Source organism: Methanoculleus sediminis, assembly GCF_001017125.1.
Lineage (GTDB): Archaea > Halobacteriota > Methanomicrobia > Methanomicrobiales > Methanoculleaceae > Methanoculleus > Methanoculleus sediminis.
The window spans coordinates 504,147-519,079 of record NZ_JXOJ01000002.1; the positions used below are offsets into that span (position 1 = coordinate 504,147).

General features: G+C 63.0%; 19 protein-coding genes. 11 read left to right on the top strand and 8 right to left on the bottom strand.

Going from position 1 to position 14,933, the window contains the following annotated elements; genetic code table 11:
* Entirely contained in the window at window positions 1-840 is an 840-nt protein-coding gene (locus SZ63_RS05290; protein ID WP_048182256.1) for an MBL fold metallo-hydrolase, read from the bottom strand.
* A 151-nt stretch (window positions 841-991) separates the two neighbouring features.
* Here SZ63_RS05290 and SZ63_RS05295 point away from each other — a divergent pair, with 151 nt between their 5' ends.
* Window positions 992-1,384 carry a hypothetical protein gene (locus SZ63_RS05295; protein ID WP_048182259.1) on the top strand — a complete coding sequence of 131 codons (393 nt, stop codon included), beginning with the start codon at window positions 992-994 and terminating at the stop codon, window positions 1,382-1,384.
* A gap of 7 nt (window positions 1,385-1,391) precedes the next feature.
* Here SZ63_RS05295 and SZ63_RS05300 read toward each other — a convergent pair whose 3' ends face one another.
* Together SZ63_RS05300 and SZ63_RS05305 are read right to left on the bottom strand one after the other, a co-directional pair.
* Complete coding sequence (locus tag SZ63_RS05300) at window positions 1,392-2,057, bottom strand: 2'-5' RNA ligase family protein (RefSeq protein WP_241481249.1); 666 nt, start codon at window positions 2,055-2,057, stop codon at window positions 1,392-1,394.
* A gap of 91 nt (window positions 2,058-2,148) precedes the next feature.
* The gene (locus tag SZ63_RS05305; protein WP_048182264.1) at window positions 2,149-2,349 is read right to left on the bottom strand and encodes a hypothetical protein; all 201 of its coding nucleotides are present in this window, start codon (window positions 2,347-2,349) and stop codon (window positions 2,149-2,151) included.
* Between the two features lie 410 nt (window positions 2,350-2,759).
* On the opposite strand from SZ63_RS05305, the gene SZ63_RS05310 reads away from it, so the two are divergent.
* The 5 genes from SZ63_RS05310 (at window position 2,760) to SZ63_RS05325 (ending at window position 6,939) form a co-directional block, all read left to right on the top strand.
* Window positions 2,760-4,037: a COG1361 S-layer family protein gene (locus SZ63_RS05310; protein WP_048182267.1), complete on the top strand. Its 1,278-nt coding sequence runs from the start codon at window positions 2,760-2,762 to the stop codon at window positions 4,035-4,037.
* Window positions 4,034-5,245: an ABC transporter permease gene (locus SZ63_RS05315; RefSeq protein ID WP_241481250.1), complete on the top strand. Its 1,212-nt coding sequence runs from the start codon at window positions 4,034-4,036 to the stop codon at window positions 5,243-5,245. Before SZ63_RS05310 ends, SZ63_RS05315 begins: the two co-directional genes overlap by 4 nt.
* 4 nt (window positions 5,246-5,249) lie before the next feature.
* On the top strand, window positions 5,250-5,957 hold the full coding sequence (locus SZ63_RS05320) for an ABC transporter ATP-binding protein (RefSeq protein ID WP_048182270.1): 708 nt from the start codon (window positions 5,250-5,252) through the stop codon (window positions 5,955-5,957).
* A gap of 81 nt (window positions 5,958-6,038) precedes the next feature.
* Entirely contained in the window at window positions 6,039-6,215 is a 177-nt protein-coding gene (locus tag SZ63_RS12630) for a DUF1059 domain-containing protein (RefSeq protein WP_082122658.1), read from the top strand.
* 133 nt (window positions 6,216-6,348) lie between these two features.
* A complete protein-coding gene (locus SZ63_RS05325) occupies window positions 6,349-6,939 on the top strand; it encodes a class I SAM-dependent methyltransferase (protein ID WP_048182274.1) in 591 nt (196 codons plus the stop codon).
* A gap of 3 nt (window positions 6,940-6,942) precedes the next feature.
* On the opposite strand, the gene SZ63_RS05330 is transcribed toward SZ63_RS05325, so the two are convergent.
* Window positions 6,943-7,542 carry a hypothetical protein gene (locus SZ63_RS05330; RefSeq protein ID WP_156168383.1) on the bottom strand — a complete coding sequence of 200 codons (600 nt, stop codon included), beginning with the start codon at window positions 7,540-7,542 and terminating at the stop codon, window positions 6,943-6,945.
* Between the two features lie 220 nt (window positions 7,543-7,762).
* On the opposite strand from SZ63_RS05330, the gene SZ63_RS05335 reads away from it, so the two are divergent.
* On the top strand, window positions 7,763-8,227 hold the full coding sequence (locus tag SZ63_RS05335) for a protease inhibitor I42 family protein (RefSeq protein WP_048182278.1): 465 nt from the start codon (window positions 7,763-7,765) through the stop codon (window positions 8,225-8,227).
* 29 nt (window positions 8,228-8,256) lie between these two features.
* Here the strand turns inward: SZ63_RS05335 and SZ63_RS05340 are convergent, their stop codons facing one another.
* The gene (locus tag SZ63_RS05340; protein ID WP_241481251.1) at window positions 8,257-8,964 is read right to left on the bottom strand and encodes an MBL fold metallo-hydrolase; all 708 of its coding nucleotides are present in this window, start codon (window positions 8,962-8,964) and stop codon (window positions 8,257-8,259) included.
* Window positions 8,965-9,189: 225 nt separating this feature from the next.
* On the opposite strand from SZ63_RS05340, the gene SZ63_RS05345 reads away from it, so the two are divergent.
* Window positions 9,190-9,732 (top strand): hypothetical protein, encoded by a 543-nt coding sequence (locus SZ63_RS05345; RefSeq protein ID WP_048182284.1) that lies wholly within the window; start codon window positions 9,190-9,192, stop codon window positions 9,730-9,732.
* 103 nt (window positions 9,733-9,835) lie between these two features.
* On the opposite strand, the gene SZ63_RS05350 is transcribed toward SZ63_RS05345, so the two are convergent.
* The 3 genes from SZ63_RS05350 to SZ63_RS05360 are packed head-to-tail and all read right to left on the bottom strand — an operon-like array spanning window position 9,836 to window position 13,086.
* Window positions 9,836-12,028: an elongation factor EF-2 gene (locus SZ63_RS05350; protein WP_048182287.1), complete on the bottom strand. Its 2,193-nt coding sequence runs from the start codon at window positions 12,026-12,028 to the stop codon at window positions 9,836-9,838.
* 30 nt (window positions 12,029-12,058) lie between these two features.
* On the bottom strand, window positions 12,059-12,652 hold the full coding sequence (locus SZ63_RS05355; protein WP_048182292.1) for a 30S ribosomal protein S7: 594 nt from the start codon (window positions 12,650-12,652) through the stop codon (window positions 12,059-12,061).
* A 5-nt stretch (window positions 12,653-12,657) separates the two neighbouring features.
* On the bottom strand, window positions 12,658-13,086 hold the full coding sequence (locus SZ63_RS05360; protein ID WP_048182296.1) for a 30S ribosomal protein S12: 429 nt from the start codon (window positions 13,084-13,086) through the stop codon (window positions 12,658-12,660).
* A 173-nt stretch (window positions 13,087-13,259) separates the two neighbouring features.
* Here SZ63_RS05360 and SZ63_RS05365 point away from each other — a divergent pair, with 173 nt between their 5' ends.
* From SZ63_RS05365 to queC, 3 genes are read left to right on the top strand one after another with little or no spacing between them, the layout of a single operon-like run.
* Window positions 13,260-13,673 (top strand): 6-carboxytetrahydropterin synthase, encoded by a 414-nt coding sequence (locus SZ63_RS05365; protein WP_048182301.1) that lies wholly within the window; start codon window positions 13,260-13,262, stop codon window positions 13,671-13,673.
* Complete coding sequence (locus SZ63_RS05370; RefSeq protein WP_048182303.1) at window positions 13,660-14,268, top strand: 7-carboxy-7-deazaguanine synthase QueE; 609 nt, start codon at window positions 13,660-13,662, stop codon at window positions 14,266-14,268. The genes SZ63_RS05365 and SZ63_RS05370 overlap by 14 nt, the downstream gene beginning before the upstream one ends.
* On the top strand, window positions 14,265-14,933 hold the full coding sequence (gene queC, locus SZ63_RS05375) for a 7-cyano-7-deazaguanine synthase QueC (RefSeq protein ID WP_048182306.1): 669 nt from the start codon (window positions 14,265-14,267) through the stop codon (window positions 14,931-14,933). The genes SZ63_RS05370 and queC overlap by 4 nt, the downstream gene beginning before the upstream one ends.

Consider the following 14,933-nt stretch of genomic DNA (forward strand, 5'->3'; position numbering starts at 1 on the left):
CTACCCGTACTCGAGGTGCAGCCCGACACCCGTCTCCCGGACGTCCGCGACCTTTGCGAGGGCAATCTTCGCCGCGAGGTCGGTGCAGTGGCAGGGGTGGAGGGCTGCCGGCCGCACCTCTGCAAAATAGTCGAGGATTCCCCGCATCTGTTCCGGCGGCGCATCGAGGAGATGGAACCCGCCGATGACGTCGGCGACCCGATCCTCGTTGCAGACCTCGCGGGCCTGCTCGACGATCGAGCAGATCCCTGAATGAGAGCAGCCGGTCATCACGACGAGCCCTTCCGGGGTTTTGCAGGCGAGCGCGGTGTCGTCGACGACGGTGTCGTCCCGGATGCCGTCGGGGGTGTAGACGTAGCCGCACGGGAGTGTCCTCTCGAACTCGAACCGCCGCTCGATCTCGCCGAGGAAGACCAGGTTCTCGGTCAGCCGGAGGGGGGCCGGCGTGAGGAGGACTTTCCCGTGCCGGAAGAGTTCCTCGACCGAGAGGTGGCACCCGATCTCCCCGACGCCGTCGCAGCTCCGGGTGAGGAACGCATCGGGATGGGCGATGAACGTGGGTTCGACACGCTCGCGGCCCTCGAGGATAGCCTCGGTATGGAGCCGGATGAGGGCGTCGAGACCCCACGTGTGGTCGAGGTGGCCGTGGGAGATGACGATGTCGTCGACGCGGAGAAGGTCGATCCCCATCTTTCGGGCGTTGGCGACGAGGATGCCCGAGTATCCGGCATCGAAGAGAACCCGGGTCCCGCCGTCCTCGATGTGGATCGAGAGCCCCGGTTCCGCGAGGAAGTAACGGTCGGTGAGAGTGGCGTTATCCACGAGGACGGTCACCTTCATCCGCAGCGCCTCCCGAACGCTGCACCCACCGCGAACGAATCCATGCAGATAGTGGGCACAGCGCGGTTAAGAAAGTATCCCGGAGGCGTATAGAGCGTGCCACCGGAGAAAAGAAGGTAATCCCCGTGAAACGCTATGGAGGAGGAATACCATGATGGAATCGGGTTATGAGACCTTCTCGCCCGGAGAGCCGGAGGAACTCAAGGCGCTCGGGCTCGCAGTCGGCGGGCGGCTCGGGCTCGATCGCCTGAAAGACCTGCAGGAACGCCTCAATGTAGAGATCATCCTCTACTTCGACGAAGACCTCGCCCGGAACTCGACGCCTGACGCAGATTACGAGGACTTCCGGATCGTCCCGGTGCAGGCCCGGCCGTTCATGCCGTTTGCGATCTTCCTGCGGACGATGGCGGAGCACGATCCGGGGTTTGCAGACCGCATGCGGCGAGAGCCTCCGACGGCCGAGGTTCTCGAGATCGGGACGCTCGACCGCGGCTCGGGGTGCGTCGCCTGTACGCGGCCGTACGTGAAAGCACTGCTGCTGTAACTCCGGTCTACCGCCGGGCCGCCGTCCCGCCGCGCCCCCCGTGCGCCCGAAGACCGAGATCGAACACGGCAAGGATCCGTCGGCAGGTACAGTGGCTCCCGAGGTGGCAGAGAGCGGCCTTCGTCACCTCGAACCGGATGGGGAAGTCGATCCCGGGAATGATCTCCGGGAGGTCGCCGAACCCGATGGTGATGTGCGGCGAGTAGCGCTCGTACACGGAGGTCTTCGGGAACCGGAGAAGGCAGTCGACGGACGGGGCGGACGCCTCCCCGGCAAACATCTCCGGGCCGGTCGCCGGTGCCGGGTAGGGTTTCAGGGAGTTCATAACGCTCTTGTGAAAGAGCTGGAGGATCTCCGTCCGGAGAATATGAAAGACGGAGATGGTCCCTCTCGTGCTCGAACGGTGTTTCGCAACGGCGTCGATGGCCAGGGCCATGGGGGAGCACTGTCGCGTAATCCGCTCCACCTTCGCGACGATCTCCGGGATATCCCCGCTCCTTGCCGGGAACATTGCGACCGAGATGTGCGGAAGGCAGTTCTCCCTGTCGAGACGTATCCCGCCGTCCGGGTAGCCGGCGAGCAGTGTCCGGTTCGCGCCGATCGCCATATCCATGATCGGGCCGGGCGGCAGGAGAACAACATCGACGGCGATCGTTTCGGGAAGTTCATACATGGGGCCGAAGAGAGCGGTGGGGTAAAAAAGCGTTTTCCTCCGGACATTTACTTCCCGCCGCGTGACGCCCATAGACACGCCCCGGCCGCGATCACCACCTCACGCCGAAGATCGGCTCCTCCTCGACAAGGTTCGTAATCCTTCGGACGCTCGCCTCCACCGGAACCTCCTTTCCGCTGCAGAGATCCTGTTTGAGTTGTTCCAGGCCTGCAGCCACCGAGTCGTCCTTCGAACGAACGCCGCTTACCGTCACCCTGAACGTCAGCGTCACCAGCCATTGGGTCGTCTCCATCTCTTCCCCCTCACGATGTGGACGGAGTATACCGCCGGCGGGTCATAAAGACAGCTCATAACCGGGGAGGCTGTGCGCCGGATACCCCGTGCGGGAGGACGGTCTTTCGGCGGAAATAGCAAAAAACGGGGGACTGATGAGCGAGAACGGAGAGCAGCACGGGAGTATGAGAACGTACAGAGAGTGTTGAAGCGTTGCATCACGAATGGAGGTATCGTTGCAGTCACGCATCCGGTCCGTACCGGCTCACCCGTATCCCGGACGTAATATATTGTGCAGCCAATAAAAATGTTTTCGCGATACCCGGCGTATCGTCCCACCCGGAGCAGGCGAGAGCAGCCATGCACAACGATTATATATAAACACCAGGGACTCCAGGACTCCGAAGATCTGCCCGGGAGGAATGAGGGATGATTCAGGTATCCGTGGCTGCGCCCCAGAGAGACGTAAGACGGCAGACGATCGGTTGTCTCGCGGGCGCACTCATTCTCGTTCTGCTGCTCGCCCCGGCAGCGGCGTCCGCGGCCACCCCGTCGGTGATCGTCTCCAACTTCACCGTCACCCCTGCCGTCCTGATGCCCGGCGACGAAGGGACGATCACCGTGGTGCTCACGAGCACCGCCCTGCCGGCCGCGGGATCGCCGCTCAACATCATGCTTGACCCCGGCACCGGGGAGATGAACACCTCGGAGGAGACGGAAGAGAACGCCTACATCGAGAACGTGCTCCTGCACAGTACGGACGTCGAGGTCATGAGCGGGAGCTTCCAGGATATCGGCGAGATCGGCCCCGGCCAGTCCTTCCCGCTTACGTTCCGGATTCGCGCCCCGGGAGAAGAGGGGATCTACTTCCCGGAGGTCTGGGTCGGCGTGCGGGACGGGGCCGATGTGCGGTATCCCGTGCCGGTGAACGTCAACTCCGCGCACGCCCTGATCAAGAGACCCGCGCTCCGGGTGGAGAGAACCGTCCCGGCGTCCGTCGACCCGGGCGACGCCTTCAACGTCACGCTGACCATCCATAACGACGGCCAGGCCACTGCAAGCGACATCTCCATCGGCGTCAACGCCACCTCCGGCGGGATCGCCCCGCGGAACTCGGAGAACTACTACATCCCCGAGATCGAGGCGGGGAATGACGCCGTCCTGAACCTGACCTTCGAGACCGACACGAGCGCACGGCTCGGGCTTACGCCGATCCTCGTCACCGTCGATTACCGGGGCGCCGACCTCGCGCTGTCTAGAGAGGTCGCGACGATCGGGATCCCCGTCGTCGGCAGCGCCGAGATGGGCGTCGCCTCCATCAGGACCGAACCCGCCCGGATCGCCGCCGGGGACACGGTCGACCTGACGATCCGGCTGGAGAACACCGGGACGGCGGATGCGGAATCGGTCCGGGCGACCATCGAGGATCTCACTCTCCCGGGCTCAAAAGAAGCGTTCCTCGGGACGATCGAGCCGGGGAACGACGGGCCCGCCATCTTCTCACTCGTTGCCGACGAGGCCGGGGAGTTCGGCTACACCCTCGTCGTCCGGTATACCGACGACTACGGCGAACATACGACGAGACAGCCCCTGCAGGTCGTCGTTGCCCGGCAAAGCCCGGTTCCGACGATTGCGGCCGTCGCTGTCATCCTCGTCATCGCCGTCGCGGCCGCGATCTACTGGTACCGGCGGCGAAAGGAGGAGTGACCGCGGTGTTTTCGGGCATCAGGGTCTCCGCGTTTCTGGCATGGAAGTCTATCCAGCGCGGGAGCCAGGGGACGCTCGCCCTCACCATCATGATCATCGCTCTCATCTTCGTGAACCTGGTCTTCCTCCCCTCCATCATCTCCGGGGTCGTCGTGACCTTCGATACCCAGTCGATCGACTTCGACGTCGGAAACCTGGTCATCGAGCCCCGGGAAGGCAGCCGGTACATCGACGGCGTGGACGGCCTCCAGAAGAAGGTCGAGCAGATCCCGGGGATCACGGGCACATCGCCCCGCATAACCGCCGGAGCGACGTTCTTTTACCGGGGCCGCAACGCCGCGAGCACGCTCTACGGCATAACCCCGGAAGACGAGCGGTCGGTGACCAGGATCGCCGAGTACATGACTGCAGGCGAGTTCCTCTCGGGCGGCGATACCGACGCGATCATCATCGGCGCGACCCTCGCGGGGACGGAAGGGGTGGAGGAGGGGGGCCTTCCCTCGCTTGAGGGGGTCGAGGTCGGCGATTCGGTGGAGGTGGCCTACCCGAACGGCGAGACGCGAACCTACCGGGTGAAGGGGATCTTCGAAACCCAGTCGTTCGGCGTCGATACGGCGGCGTTCGTCACCACCCGCGAGATGAGCGGGGTACTCGGGCTCGATGATCAGGCGTCCGCGATCCTGGTGAAGACCGCGGTCAACGGCAGGGAAGAGGCGTACAAGAGGGAGATCCTCTCCTACGGCGTCCAGGAGGATGTCCTGACGTTCCGGGAGAAGTCGGGAGGGTTCGTCGAGCAGGCGATCCAGAGTTTCAACATCATCAACGCCATCTCGACGCTCGTCAGCCTGATCATCGCCATCGTGGTGGTCTTCATCGTGATCTTCATCAACACCGTGAACCGGCGCCGCCAGATCGGGATCCTGAAAGCCATCGGCATCGACCAGCAGATCATCATCAACTCCTACGTCCTCCAGGTGCTCTTCATCACCGCCGTCGGGGCGCTCGTCGGGATCGGGCTGAACGCCGGGGTGACGACCTACCTGACCGCCTACCCGCTCGTATTCCCCGGCGGCCCGGTCTACCCGGACGTGGAGGCGTCGGCCATCCTCCGGAGCATCGCGAGCCTCTTCGCGGTCTCGGTGGTGGCGGGCTACATCCCGGCATGGCGGATTGCACGGGAGGATATCCTCACCGCAATCAGAGGTTGAGAAGATGATCGTCGCGGAAAACCTCACGAGGGTCTACACGATGGGGAGGGTGGAGGTCCGCGCCCTTGCGGGCGTCTCGCTCGAGGTCGCCAGGGGCGAGTTCGTCGGGATCATGGGGGCGAGCGGCAGCGGCAAATCGACGCTCCTCCATATCCTCGGGCTCCTCGACCGCCCCACCTCCGGGAGGGTCACGATCGACGGGACGGATGTCCTGGCCCTCTCCGACCAGCGGCGAACCCAGTTCCGGCTGAACCGGCTCGGCTACGTCTTCCAGGACTACGCGCTCATCGGGGAACTCACCGCGCTCGAGAACGTCTACTTAACGTCGCTCGTCCGGGGAGCACCGAAAGCCGAGTATCTCGAACGGAGCACCGATATCCTCCGGCGGGTCGGCCTCGGCGACCGGATCGATCACCGGCAGAGCGAACTCTCGGGCGGCGAGCAGCAGCGTGTCGCGATAGCCCGGGCGCTCGTGAACAATCCGAGCATCCTGCTCGCCGACGAACCCTGCGCGAACCTGGACAGCCAGACCTCAAAGAGCATCCTCGACCTCTTTGCACGGTTAAACGAGGAACTCGACCAGACGATCGTGATGGTCTCGCACGAGGACTGGCACAAGGAGTACTTCTGCCGGATCGTCACGCTCCGGGACGGGCTGATCGGGGAGATGGTGGAGTGCAGGAAGGAGCCGCACCCGGGGGGAGGGGCGTAACCCTGCCATCCCCGGAAGAAGAAAAAACGGCGGGGATATTATTATATTGTTCCCGGCATACAACCCCGGCCGGTGAGAGAGATGCAGGAACAGAAGACGTTCAGGTGCAAGGACCTCGGCCTCGAGTGCGAGTTCGAGGAGAAGGCGGAGAACGAGAACGAGCTGATGAAGCGGATCGAGGGGCATGTCCAGACCGCCCACCAGATGAACCCGGAACAGCCGGACGTGCAGGAGAAGATCCGCAAGGTGATGAAGTGAGGGAGCCCCGCGCTCCCGAATCTCTTTTCCGGTTTTTGCCGTCGAGTGTCCCCGGAACTCTGCCGTAGAGATCTCCGGCACTCCCGCCGGGAGACGGCAGGTTCATCTGGGGTGCGTGCCATCGTGACCGCGTATGGTGCAACATCCGCGTTCCCAGAGACACCTGCCCGAGGATGAAGCCGCCCGCCGGCGCTGGCAGCACCCCGAGTCCATCCTCGATGGGATCGGGCTTGCTCCCGGAGCGACCTTCATCGACGTCGGATGCGGGGAGGGATTCTTCGCGCTTCCCGCCGCCCGGACGGTCGGGCCGCACGGCCGCGTCTGCGGGATCGACATCGATGCCGAAGCGCTGGATCTCCTGCAGGAAAAAGCGTTTCGCGAGGGACTCGACAACGTCGTCCTCCATAAGGGGATGGCCGAGGAGATTCTTCTCTGCGACGGCTGTGCGGACGTCGTCTTCTTCGGCATCGACCTCCACGACTTCGTCGATCCGGTTCGGGTGCTTGCAAACGCGAGAAGGATGGCAGCACCGGAAGGCCTGATCGTAGACGTGGACTGGAAGAAGGAGCCGCTCCCTCTCGGCCCGCCGACGGCAAAGAAATTCAGCCCGGAGCATGCGGCGGCGCTGATGGCAGAGGCGGGGCTCCGGGTCAGGACGGTCGCGGAGTCGGGGCCGTACCACTACATCGTCACGGCCGTACCGGGGAATAAAAAGAAGGGTTAGGGGTTACTTCAGGTTCGCGATGCCGCCGTAGTTAACGGCGTTTACGAACGCATCGAGGTCCTGCTTGGCACCGCCTTCGACGCTGACATAGACCATGAACCGTTCGTTCACGCCGATCCAGGTGCCGTAGGAGTCGGGTTTGCTGTAGTACTCCCAGGACGGGTGGCCGCTGACCGTGCGCTGCTTGTAGTAGCCCTCGGTCGTCTCGAACGAAACAAACGAGTCCCAGGACTCCCAGTAGCCCACGTCGTAGTGGGCCGAGTCCTGAATTATGATTGTCGCCCAGGCATCGTCCTTGCTGTAATCACGAGACGCCCAGGTCCACTGGCCGTCCTCGACTGTCCATGACGCCCCTACAGGCTCTTCTGCAGTCCATCCCGCGGGCGCATTCGGGAGGAACGGGATCAACGCCGTATACGGAACCGCGGTCACGCTGCCCGCTGTGGCCCCGGAGGCGGTGGTGCTGGCGGCGGCAGGAACCGTCGTGCCGGTCGCCTGCGGCGTGTCCGTATCCGACGAACTCGACGTACAGCCCGCCGTCATGAGACAGAGCGCGAGTACCGCGACGAGTGCCAGAATTATTGCTGGAGAGTTGTTTCTCACAATAGTTCCCTCAAAACGTCCTAAAGGAAAGATAAATATTTATATGTTGCCGTTTTGCAGCACCGACCGTTTAAATCAGCCTGAAACCGTTTTGGAGCGTGCATGAATTTCGCGTTAAATGGCCGGTTACGAAACGATCGGATCAGGATGCGCCAAAAGAGTGAATGGCATCTCCATGGGTTTAAGAAAAGTATTTAACAATTCCGGGAGACCTTATCGCATGGTTCAGAGAAAGAGCATCTTTAGCGTCCTGGTGGCAGGATTGCTGGTCCTGTGTCTCCTCGGTGCCGGCTGCACGTCGCAGCCGACGGAGGAAGGGACCCCGACCGCGACGCCCACTCCGGCAGAGACCGCGACGCCCGCGCCCGCCGCAGAGTACGTCTTCAACGAGACGAACAACAACGAGACCGTCACCCTCCCGGCAGGGAGCGAGATCACGATCAGCCTTGACGAGAACCCGACGACCGGCTACGAGTGGAACGTCACCTCGTCCGCCGGACTCGAATACGTGAACGACACCTACATCGCGCCGGAGACCGGACTCGTGGGCGCCGGGGGCGTGCACGTGTGGGAGTACACCGCGGCTGAGAAGGGCGCCGGTGAGTTCTCCGCGATCTACAAGCGGTCCTGGGAAGAGACGACCGGAAACGAGACCACCTTCTCGATGACGTTCACCATCGAGTAACAACCCACCCCCTTTTTGCACATCCCCCGTCACCGGCCGTTCCCGAAACGCCCTGACACTTCCGCCCCCGACCACGGGCCGCCGTGCGCCGCGTAGATCCGTTCCACCCCCAATGCAAGAAGTCCCCGGATGCTTCTCCTCGCCGCGGCAGGGTCGCCCGTCCTGAACGGCAGCCGGGCCCTCCCCCCCGGAAACAGGGCAGAGAGCAGGTCGCCGACGATGGCGGTCCCGCCGGCGACGAAGACCGAGACCGAGCCGGGAGTATGCCCCGGCGTGGGGATGACCCTGCCCCTGATCCCGAAGGCCGCAAGGTCGGCAACGCCCCCGATGACGATATCGGGGTCAACGCCACCCGGGCCGGAGGCGACGTTGCCGCCCGCAAGCCCGATCAGGCGCGGGACGACCCCGCCGGGAAAGCGCAGGCCGCCGACCCCGAGGCGCATGGCACCGGCATCGGCCTCGTGAACGGCGACCGGGGCCCCGGTCAGTTCCCGGAGCGCGTCGGCACTCCCGTAATTCTCCTGATGCCCGTGCGTGACCAGGATCAGGGTAATTTCATCAGGCCCGATGCCCGCCTGCTTCATCGCGGCCAGAACGGCCGCCTCATCCCCGGGTTTACCGGTATCGACCAGGAGCACGCCCCGGTCCCTGACGATGAACGCAGAGGTCACGCCAAGCGGCACGGCGACGACCGCCGGAAGGCGGCGGACGGCGGGACTCTTCGTCTTCTGTCTCATAACCCGCCCGCTCCCGGCAGGATCTCCCGCATCCGGACCGTCGGCTTTCATGGCATCCTCACCATGGGATGCCCTCGCCCTACATCAATGATTCGGTCGGGAAAGGAGAGAATAGATGGGGCAGAGGATAAAACGGCTGGATAGCGTGGAGATTCCCCGGAGGGGGAACGAGAGCCCCGACAGCATTTCAATATACATATATATAGTAAAAACAAGTTTGGAATTATGGCGTATGAGAAACTGACACCCCGACATCTCCTCGCGATCCTCGTAGTCCTCTCCCTGGCGCTCGTCGTCCCGGCAGCCGCACAGGAGACCGGTATACGGCTGGTGAAGCCCGGCGACACGATTGAGGTGGGAGCCGAACCGATCGTCCTCGACCTCATCGGCCTCCGCAATGCGGATTCGTTCAACGCAATCTCGGAACTCCGGAAGTACCAGGACGATAACCCCGCAAAACCGGTCCAGCGGGTCATCGGCGTGGCGAAAGACAGTCACTTCACGATCAACGTCTATACGTTCAAAGGACATTACGGACGGTATTTCGCGTACAGCAGGTCGGACGGCGTGCTCCATGATAACAGCATCGTGTTCGTCCATGCTTCAACGCCGACGCCCACGGAGACCGTTGCCGAGGTAACGGCGACGGCCACGGCCACGGCGACGGTCACGGAGACACCGGAACCAACGCAGGCGGCGCTCCCGGGAGTTATCGCGATCGCCGCCCTCGGCCTCTGCGGGCTGCTTGCAGCGGCACGGAGACAGTAAACATATTCGCGGCGGGACGGTCCCGCACTATTTTTTATCGAAATCACCGCGCGCCCGTCGACGGGCGGGGGAAAAATGAAAAGGGAGGGTATATCGATACTCGTTACGCCAGGTAGTCGTCCGGGCGCGGAATCTGCTCTTTGAGACCCTTGCGCCGGCGGATGCCCTTGACGACTTCGTCGACGATGCCGGCGGGAACCAGTTCGAACCCGGCGAACTCGGTGCTCCACATCGCGCGCCCTTCGGTTGCGGACCGAACATCGCCGGCAAACCCGAAGAGCTCGGCGACCGGGGCCTTACCGACGATCGTCATCGTGTCGCCTTCGCTCAGCATATCGAAGACCTGACCGCGCCGACCCTGGATCTGCGAGGTCGCCGCGCCCATCTGCTCGCTCGGAACCGTGATCTGGATCTTCTGGACGGGCTCGAGGAGCGAGTCGCCGGCCATCAGTATGCCGGCCTTGACGGCGCTCCTGACCGCCGGAATGACCTGTGCGGGGCCGCGGTGGATGGCGTCCTCGTGGAGTTTCACGTCCACCAGCCGGATCTTCAGGTTCTGGACCAGCTCGTCGGCGAGCGGCCCGCCGCGGAGCGCTTCGCGCCAGCCGTCGAGGACCAGTTCCATCGTCTCGTTCAGGTACTGGATACCCTTCGTCATGTCGATGAACATGTTGGTGCCCTCGATCGCCTTGACGTTCTTGGCCTCGTCCTTGTCCATGCCCGCCGCAGCGAGGGCGTCACGCCGCTCGATCGCCTGCTGGTTCATCGAGACCTCGCCGTCCTGGATCAGCTTCACGATTGCCGGGTCCATCGGCTCGAGCTCGATATAGAACCGGTTGTGGCGGTTCGGCGACTTCCCTTCGACCGGGCCTGCCGAGCCCGTGGCCGTCTCGCGGTAGACGACGATCGGCGGGGATGTGATGATGTCGACGCCCTTGTCGCGCTTGATACGGCCGGTGATGATCTCGAGATGGAGCTCGCCCATGCCGCTGATCAGGTGCTCGCCGGTCTCCTCGTTGATCGAGACCTGCACCGTCGGGTCTTCCTTCCCCACCTGGCGGAGAACCTCGACGAGTTTCGGGAGGTCCTTCATGCTCTTCGCCTCGACGGCGACGGTCATGACCGGCTCGGAGTAGTGCTTCAGCGACTCGAACGGGGTCATCTCAAGGAGCGTCGTGACGGTCGAACCGACGATAGCGTCCTTTAAGCCCGTCACGGCGGCGATGTTGCCCGCCGGGAGCGCTTCCACCTCGATCCGCTCGGCACCCATGAAGATGCCGACCTGGGCGAGACGGTTGGCGCGCTTCGCGGCGCCGATGATGTAGCACTCGGTGCCCCGGCGCAGCGTCCCCGAGAAGAGACGGCCGGTGGCGACCTCGCCCGCGTGCGGGTCGAACGAGATATCGGTGACCATCAGGCAGGCGGGGCCGTTCGGATCGCAGTTGACCATGGCCTTGCCCTCGGCGGAGGTATAGTCGCCGTGCCAGATGATGTGGATACGCCGGTCCTGGGCCTGAAGGGGGTTCGGGAGGTGCTTGACCACCATATCGAGGAGGACGGCGTGCAGCGGGCTGTTCTTCCCCAGCCACTTCATGTCGCCGGCGTTGCACTTGTCAAAGACATCCTTGAACGAGACACCGCTCTTCTTCATGAAGGGAACGGAGACGGCCCAGTTGTAGAGCGCGGAGCCGAAGGCGACGGTGCCCTTCGCGGCGTCGAGCTTCCAGCCGTCGTTGTACATCTTCTCGTTCATGCCCTTGATCAGCTTGTTGACCTTGTCGATCACCTTCGCAAGGCGGATCTGCATCTCCTGCTCGTCCACCTTGAGCTCGTTGACCAGCCGGTCCACCTTGTTGATGAAGAGAACCGGACGGACGCCCTCCTTCAGGGCCTGCCGGAGCACGGTCTCCGTCTGGGGCATGGTGCCCTCGACCGCGTCCACCACGACGACGGCGCCGTCCACCGCACGCATGGCGCGGGTCACGTCACCGCCGAAGTCCACGTGGCCGGGGGTATCGATCATGTTGATGAGATACTCTTCCCCGCCGTACTCGTGGACCATCGAGACGTTGCTCGCATCGATGGTGATACCGCGTGCCTGTTCCTCCTCGTCGGAGTCCATGAAGAGCTGCCGGCCGGCGAGCTCCTCGCTGATCATCCCTGCGCCGGCGAGCAGGTTGTCCGAGAGTGTTGTCTTTCCGTGATCGATGTGGGCGACGATACCGATGTTCCGGATGCGCTCCGGTTTGTCCATCAGCTCCGTCACCCGCTCTACCATCTTCTTTCGTCTGGTCATGAAAATACACCGAAAAAATAATAGGGAATTTTAGCGGGCTGCCTTTGCAATACGTTCTCTTTCTTCTTTCTTTGAGACGGCATACGAGCGGGTATCCCCGTTCGCCGCAGCGATCAATTCATCGGCAAGCGCTTCGCTCACGCTTCTCTTCTTCTTGTGGCTCGCCTGCAGAACACCGGCGGTGATGAACCGGAGCGCGGTATCGACACGGCGCTGGGGTGCGGTATCGACCGACTTCGGGACGTTGATGCCGCCGTATTTCAGCCGGACGGTCTCCTCGCGGGGGCCGGTGTTCGCGACCGCGTCCACCAGCACCTGAACCGGGTTCTTCTTGGTCTTCTTGTTGACGATCTCGAAGGCGTCCCGGACGATGCGGATGGCAAGTTCTTTCTTGCCGGTGTTGTTCTCGGTCTGCATCATCTTGTTGATCAGCCGCTCGACGATCAGCATGTTGCTCTTGTTGAACTGCTGGCCGACGAGCTTGCCGCAGGAGTGCGGCACGATCATCGTGTGCAGGTTCACGTAACGGGCAAGGCTCGGATCCTGGATCTCCACCTCGCTCATGTCCCAGCGATTGAAGAGGAGCTGCTGGGGCTGCTCTGCTCCTGCCTCTGCTTCTACCATACCACTTACCTCCGCGGCTTCTCCTTGCGGCCCACGACCATTTCGTGCAGGCTGACGTTGTTCACCTTGGTCACGACGAACCGGACGCCGGGGATATCGCCCATCGACCTGCCCAGTCTGCCGCCGATGCCCTCGATCTCGACCTCATCGTGCTCGTCGATGAAGTTGATGGCGCCGTCGCCGACGGCGAACGCCGTTACCTGGCGGCCGTTCTTGATCAGCTGCACGCGGACGCACTTCCTGATCGCAGAGTTCGGCTGCTTTGCCTCGACACCCACCTTCTCGAGAACGATCCCGCGGCCCTGCGGTGCTCCCTCAAGGGGGTCGGATTTCACGTCGAGCCCGAGCTGACGACGCGCGTAGTTGGTGTCGTGCCATCTGTTATTGTTTGCATCGCGCTTCAGTTTTCGGGCTGCAAATTTACCATTTCCCATCGAATACCCTCGAATTAGTTGAATTTGTGGATAGGAGCAACTCCTGGTGTGCTATAAAACAACGCGCGTTACGGATTTATATATTGTGGAACCCGCTTGCACGCCGATCTTCCGCCTTAGATATTTGATCGGGAGCTGATATAATATTATATCCTGGCGGGCAACCTTCATTGATGACAACCCGGATATACAAAGAGGTTTTTTTCGAGGCGACCCACCGCCTGATCCATTACCGGGGGAAATGTTTCCGGCTGCACGGCCACCAGTGGCGCGTGGAGGTCTGGATCGATGGGACGGCAGATGAGCGCACGGGGATTGTTCTCGACTACAACTGCATCAAAGAAGTCGTCGGGCGGTTCGACCACCAGGTAATCCTGAACAGGGACGACCCCATGGCGACGTGCATCGAGGAGTTCCACCCGGTCGTCACCACCGAGGGCGACCCGACGAGCGAGCACCTCGCGGGGCTGATCGCGGAGTTGATCGACGCCGAGGCCGCGCGGCAGGGGCACGACGCCCGCGTCGCAAAGATCCGGGTCTGGGAGTCGACGACCTGTTACGCAGAGCGCACCTATGATCGTCAGTGAGATCTTCCGGAGCCTCCAGGGGGAGGGGAAGAACCAGGGGCGGCCCTGCACGTTTATCCGGCTTGCCGGGTGCAACCTCAGGTGCGCCTGGTGCGACACCCCCTACGCCCGGGAAGGCGGGGAAGAGATGACCGTTACGCAGGTTCTCGACCGGGTCTGGCTGCTCCGGGGGACGCACATCTGCATCACCGGCGGGGAGCCGCTCCTGCAGCGGGAGGAGGTATTGAAACTCCTCGAGAAGTTCGATCTCCACGGATACACCGTCGAGATCGAGACGAACGGTACCCGGGACTTCCGCGAGATGCAGCCGTATGCCTCCATCTGCATGGACGTCAAGTGCCCCTCGTCCGGAGAGAAGAGCGATCTTGCGCTCCTCGCCTTCATCACCCCGCGCGACTGCGTCAAGTTCGTGGTGGCGGACGAGGACGACCTCCTCTACGCCCGGGCGGTGATGAGCCGGTGCGAGATCCGGGGTGAGATCTTCATCTCGCCGGTGGAGGGATCCGACTACCGCGCCGTCGCGGACCAGATCGTCGAGGAGAACCTCCCGGTGAGGTTCCAGTTGCAACTCCATAAGATCCTGGAGATAAAATGAAGAAAGCAGTATGCTTACTCTCGGGCGGCATGGACTCCACCACGCTCGCCTACGTCGCAAAGGACATAGGATTCGAGATCATCGCGCTTCACTTCACCTACGGCCAGCGGACGGAGGCAAAGGAGCGGGAGTGTGCCCGCGCCGTTTCCCGGAACCTCGACGCTCTCGAGTTCGTCGAGATCAGCCTCGAACACTTCAGGAAGATCGGCGCCTCGAGCCTGACGGATGAGAGCATCCCGGTCGAGGAATACGCCGGCGAGGAGGAGGGCGTCCCGAGCACGTACGTTCCTTTCCGGAACGCGAACCTGCTCGCCATCGCGACCAGCCTCGCGGAAGCCCGCCGGGCGGAGGCGATATTCATCGGTGTCCAGACCGGGGACTACCCCGGATACCCCGACTGCCGGCCGGAGTTCATCGAGGCGTTTCAGCGGGCGGTCGACCTCGGAACGGCGGCGGAACCGCGCATCACCCTGATGACGCCGTTCGTCCGGATGTCGAAGGTGGATATCGTCAGGAAGGGGCTCGCGCTCGGCGTTCCCTACGAGCGGACCTGGTCGTGCTACCAGAACGACGACCGGGCCTGCGGGGTCTGCTCCTCCTGCCACTACCGGAGGGAAGCGTTCCGGGAACTCGGGATCGAGGATCCAATCGAGTACGAGAGATAA

Excerpts from the sequence above, each read along its gene's own strand:
- SZ63_RS05290 (WP_048182256.1), bottom strand. The coding sequence starts at position 840 with ATGAAGGTGACCGTCCTCGTGGATAACGCCACTCTCACCGACCGTTAC.
- SZ63_RS05295 (WP_048182259.1), top strand. The coding sequence starts at position 992 with ATGATGGAATCGGGTTATGAGACCTTCTCGCCCGGAGAGCCGGAGGAA.
- SZ63_RS05300 (WP_241481249.1), bottom strand. The coding sequence starts at position 2,057 with ATGTATGAACTTCCCGAAACGATCGCCGTCGATGTTGTTCTCCTGCCG.
- SZ63_RS05305 (WP_048182264.1), bottom strand. The coding sequence starts at position 2,349 with ATGGAGACGACCCAATGGCTGGTGACGCTGACGTTCAGGGTGACGGTA.
- SZ63_RS05310 (WP_048182267.1), top strand. The coding sequence starts at position 2,760 with ATGATTCAGGTATCCGTGGCTGCGCCCCAGAGAGACGTAAGACGGCAG.
- SZ63_RS05320 (WP_048182270.1), top strand. The coding sequence starts at position 5,250 with ATGATCGTCGCGGAAAACCTCACGAGGGTCTACACGATGGGGAGGGTG.
- SZ63_RS12630 (WP_082122658.1), top strand. The coding sequence starts at position 6,039 with ATGCAGGAACAGAAGACGTTCAGGTGCAAGGACCTCGGCCTCGAGTGC.
- SZ63_RS05325 (WP_048182274.1), top strand. The coding sequence starts at position 6,349 with ATGGTGCAACATCCGCGTTCCCAGAGACACCTGCCCGAGGATGAAGCC.
- SZ63_RS05335 (WP_048182278.1), top strand. The coding sequence starts at position 7,763 with ATGGTTCAGAGAAAGAGCATCTTTAGCGTCCTGGTGGCAGGATTGCTG.
- SZ63_RS05340 (WP_241481251.1), bottom strand. The coding sequence starts at position 8,964 with ATGAGACAGAAGACGAAGAGTCCCGCCGTCCGCCGCCTTCCGGCGGTC.
- SZ63_RS05345 (WP_048182284.1), top strand. The coding sequence starts at position 9,190 with ATGGCGTATGAGAAACTGACACCCCGACATCTCCTCGCGATCCTCGTA.
- SZ63_RS05350 (WP_048182287.1), bottom strand. The coding sequence starts at position 12,028 with ATGACCAGACGAAAGAAGATGGTAGAGCGGGTGACGGAGCTGATGGAC.
- SZ63_RS05355 (WP_048182292.1), bottom strand. The coding sequence starts at position 12,652 with ATGGTAGAAGCAGAGGCAGGAGCAGAGCAGCCCCAGCAGCTCCTCTTC.
- SZ63_RS05360 (WP_048182296.1), bottom strand. The coding sequence starts at position 13,086 with ATGGGAAATGGTAAATTTGCAGCCCGAAAACTGAAGCGCGATGCAAAC.
- SZ63_RS05365 (WP_048182301.1), top strand. The coding sequence starts at position 13,260 with ATGACAACCCGGATATACAAAGAGGTTTTTTTCGAGGCGACCCACCGC.
- SZ63_RS05370 (WP_048182303.1), top strand. The coding sequence starts at position 13,660 with ATGATCGTCAGTGAGATCTTCCGGAGCCTCCAGGGGGAGGGGAAGAAC.
- queC (WP_048182306.1), top strand. The coding sequence starts at position 14,265 with ATGAAGAAAGCAGTATGCTTACTCTCGGGCGGCATGGACTCCACCACG.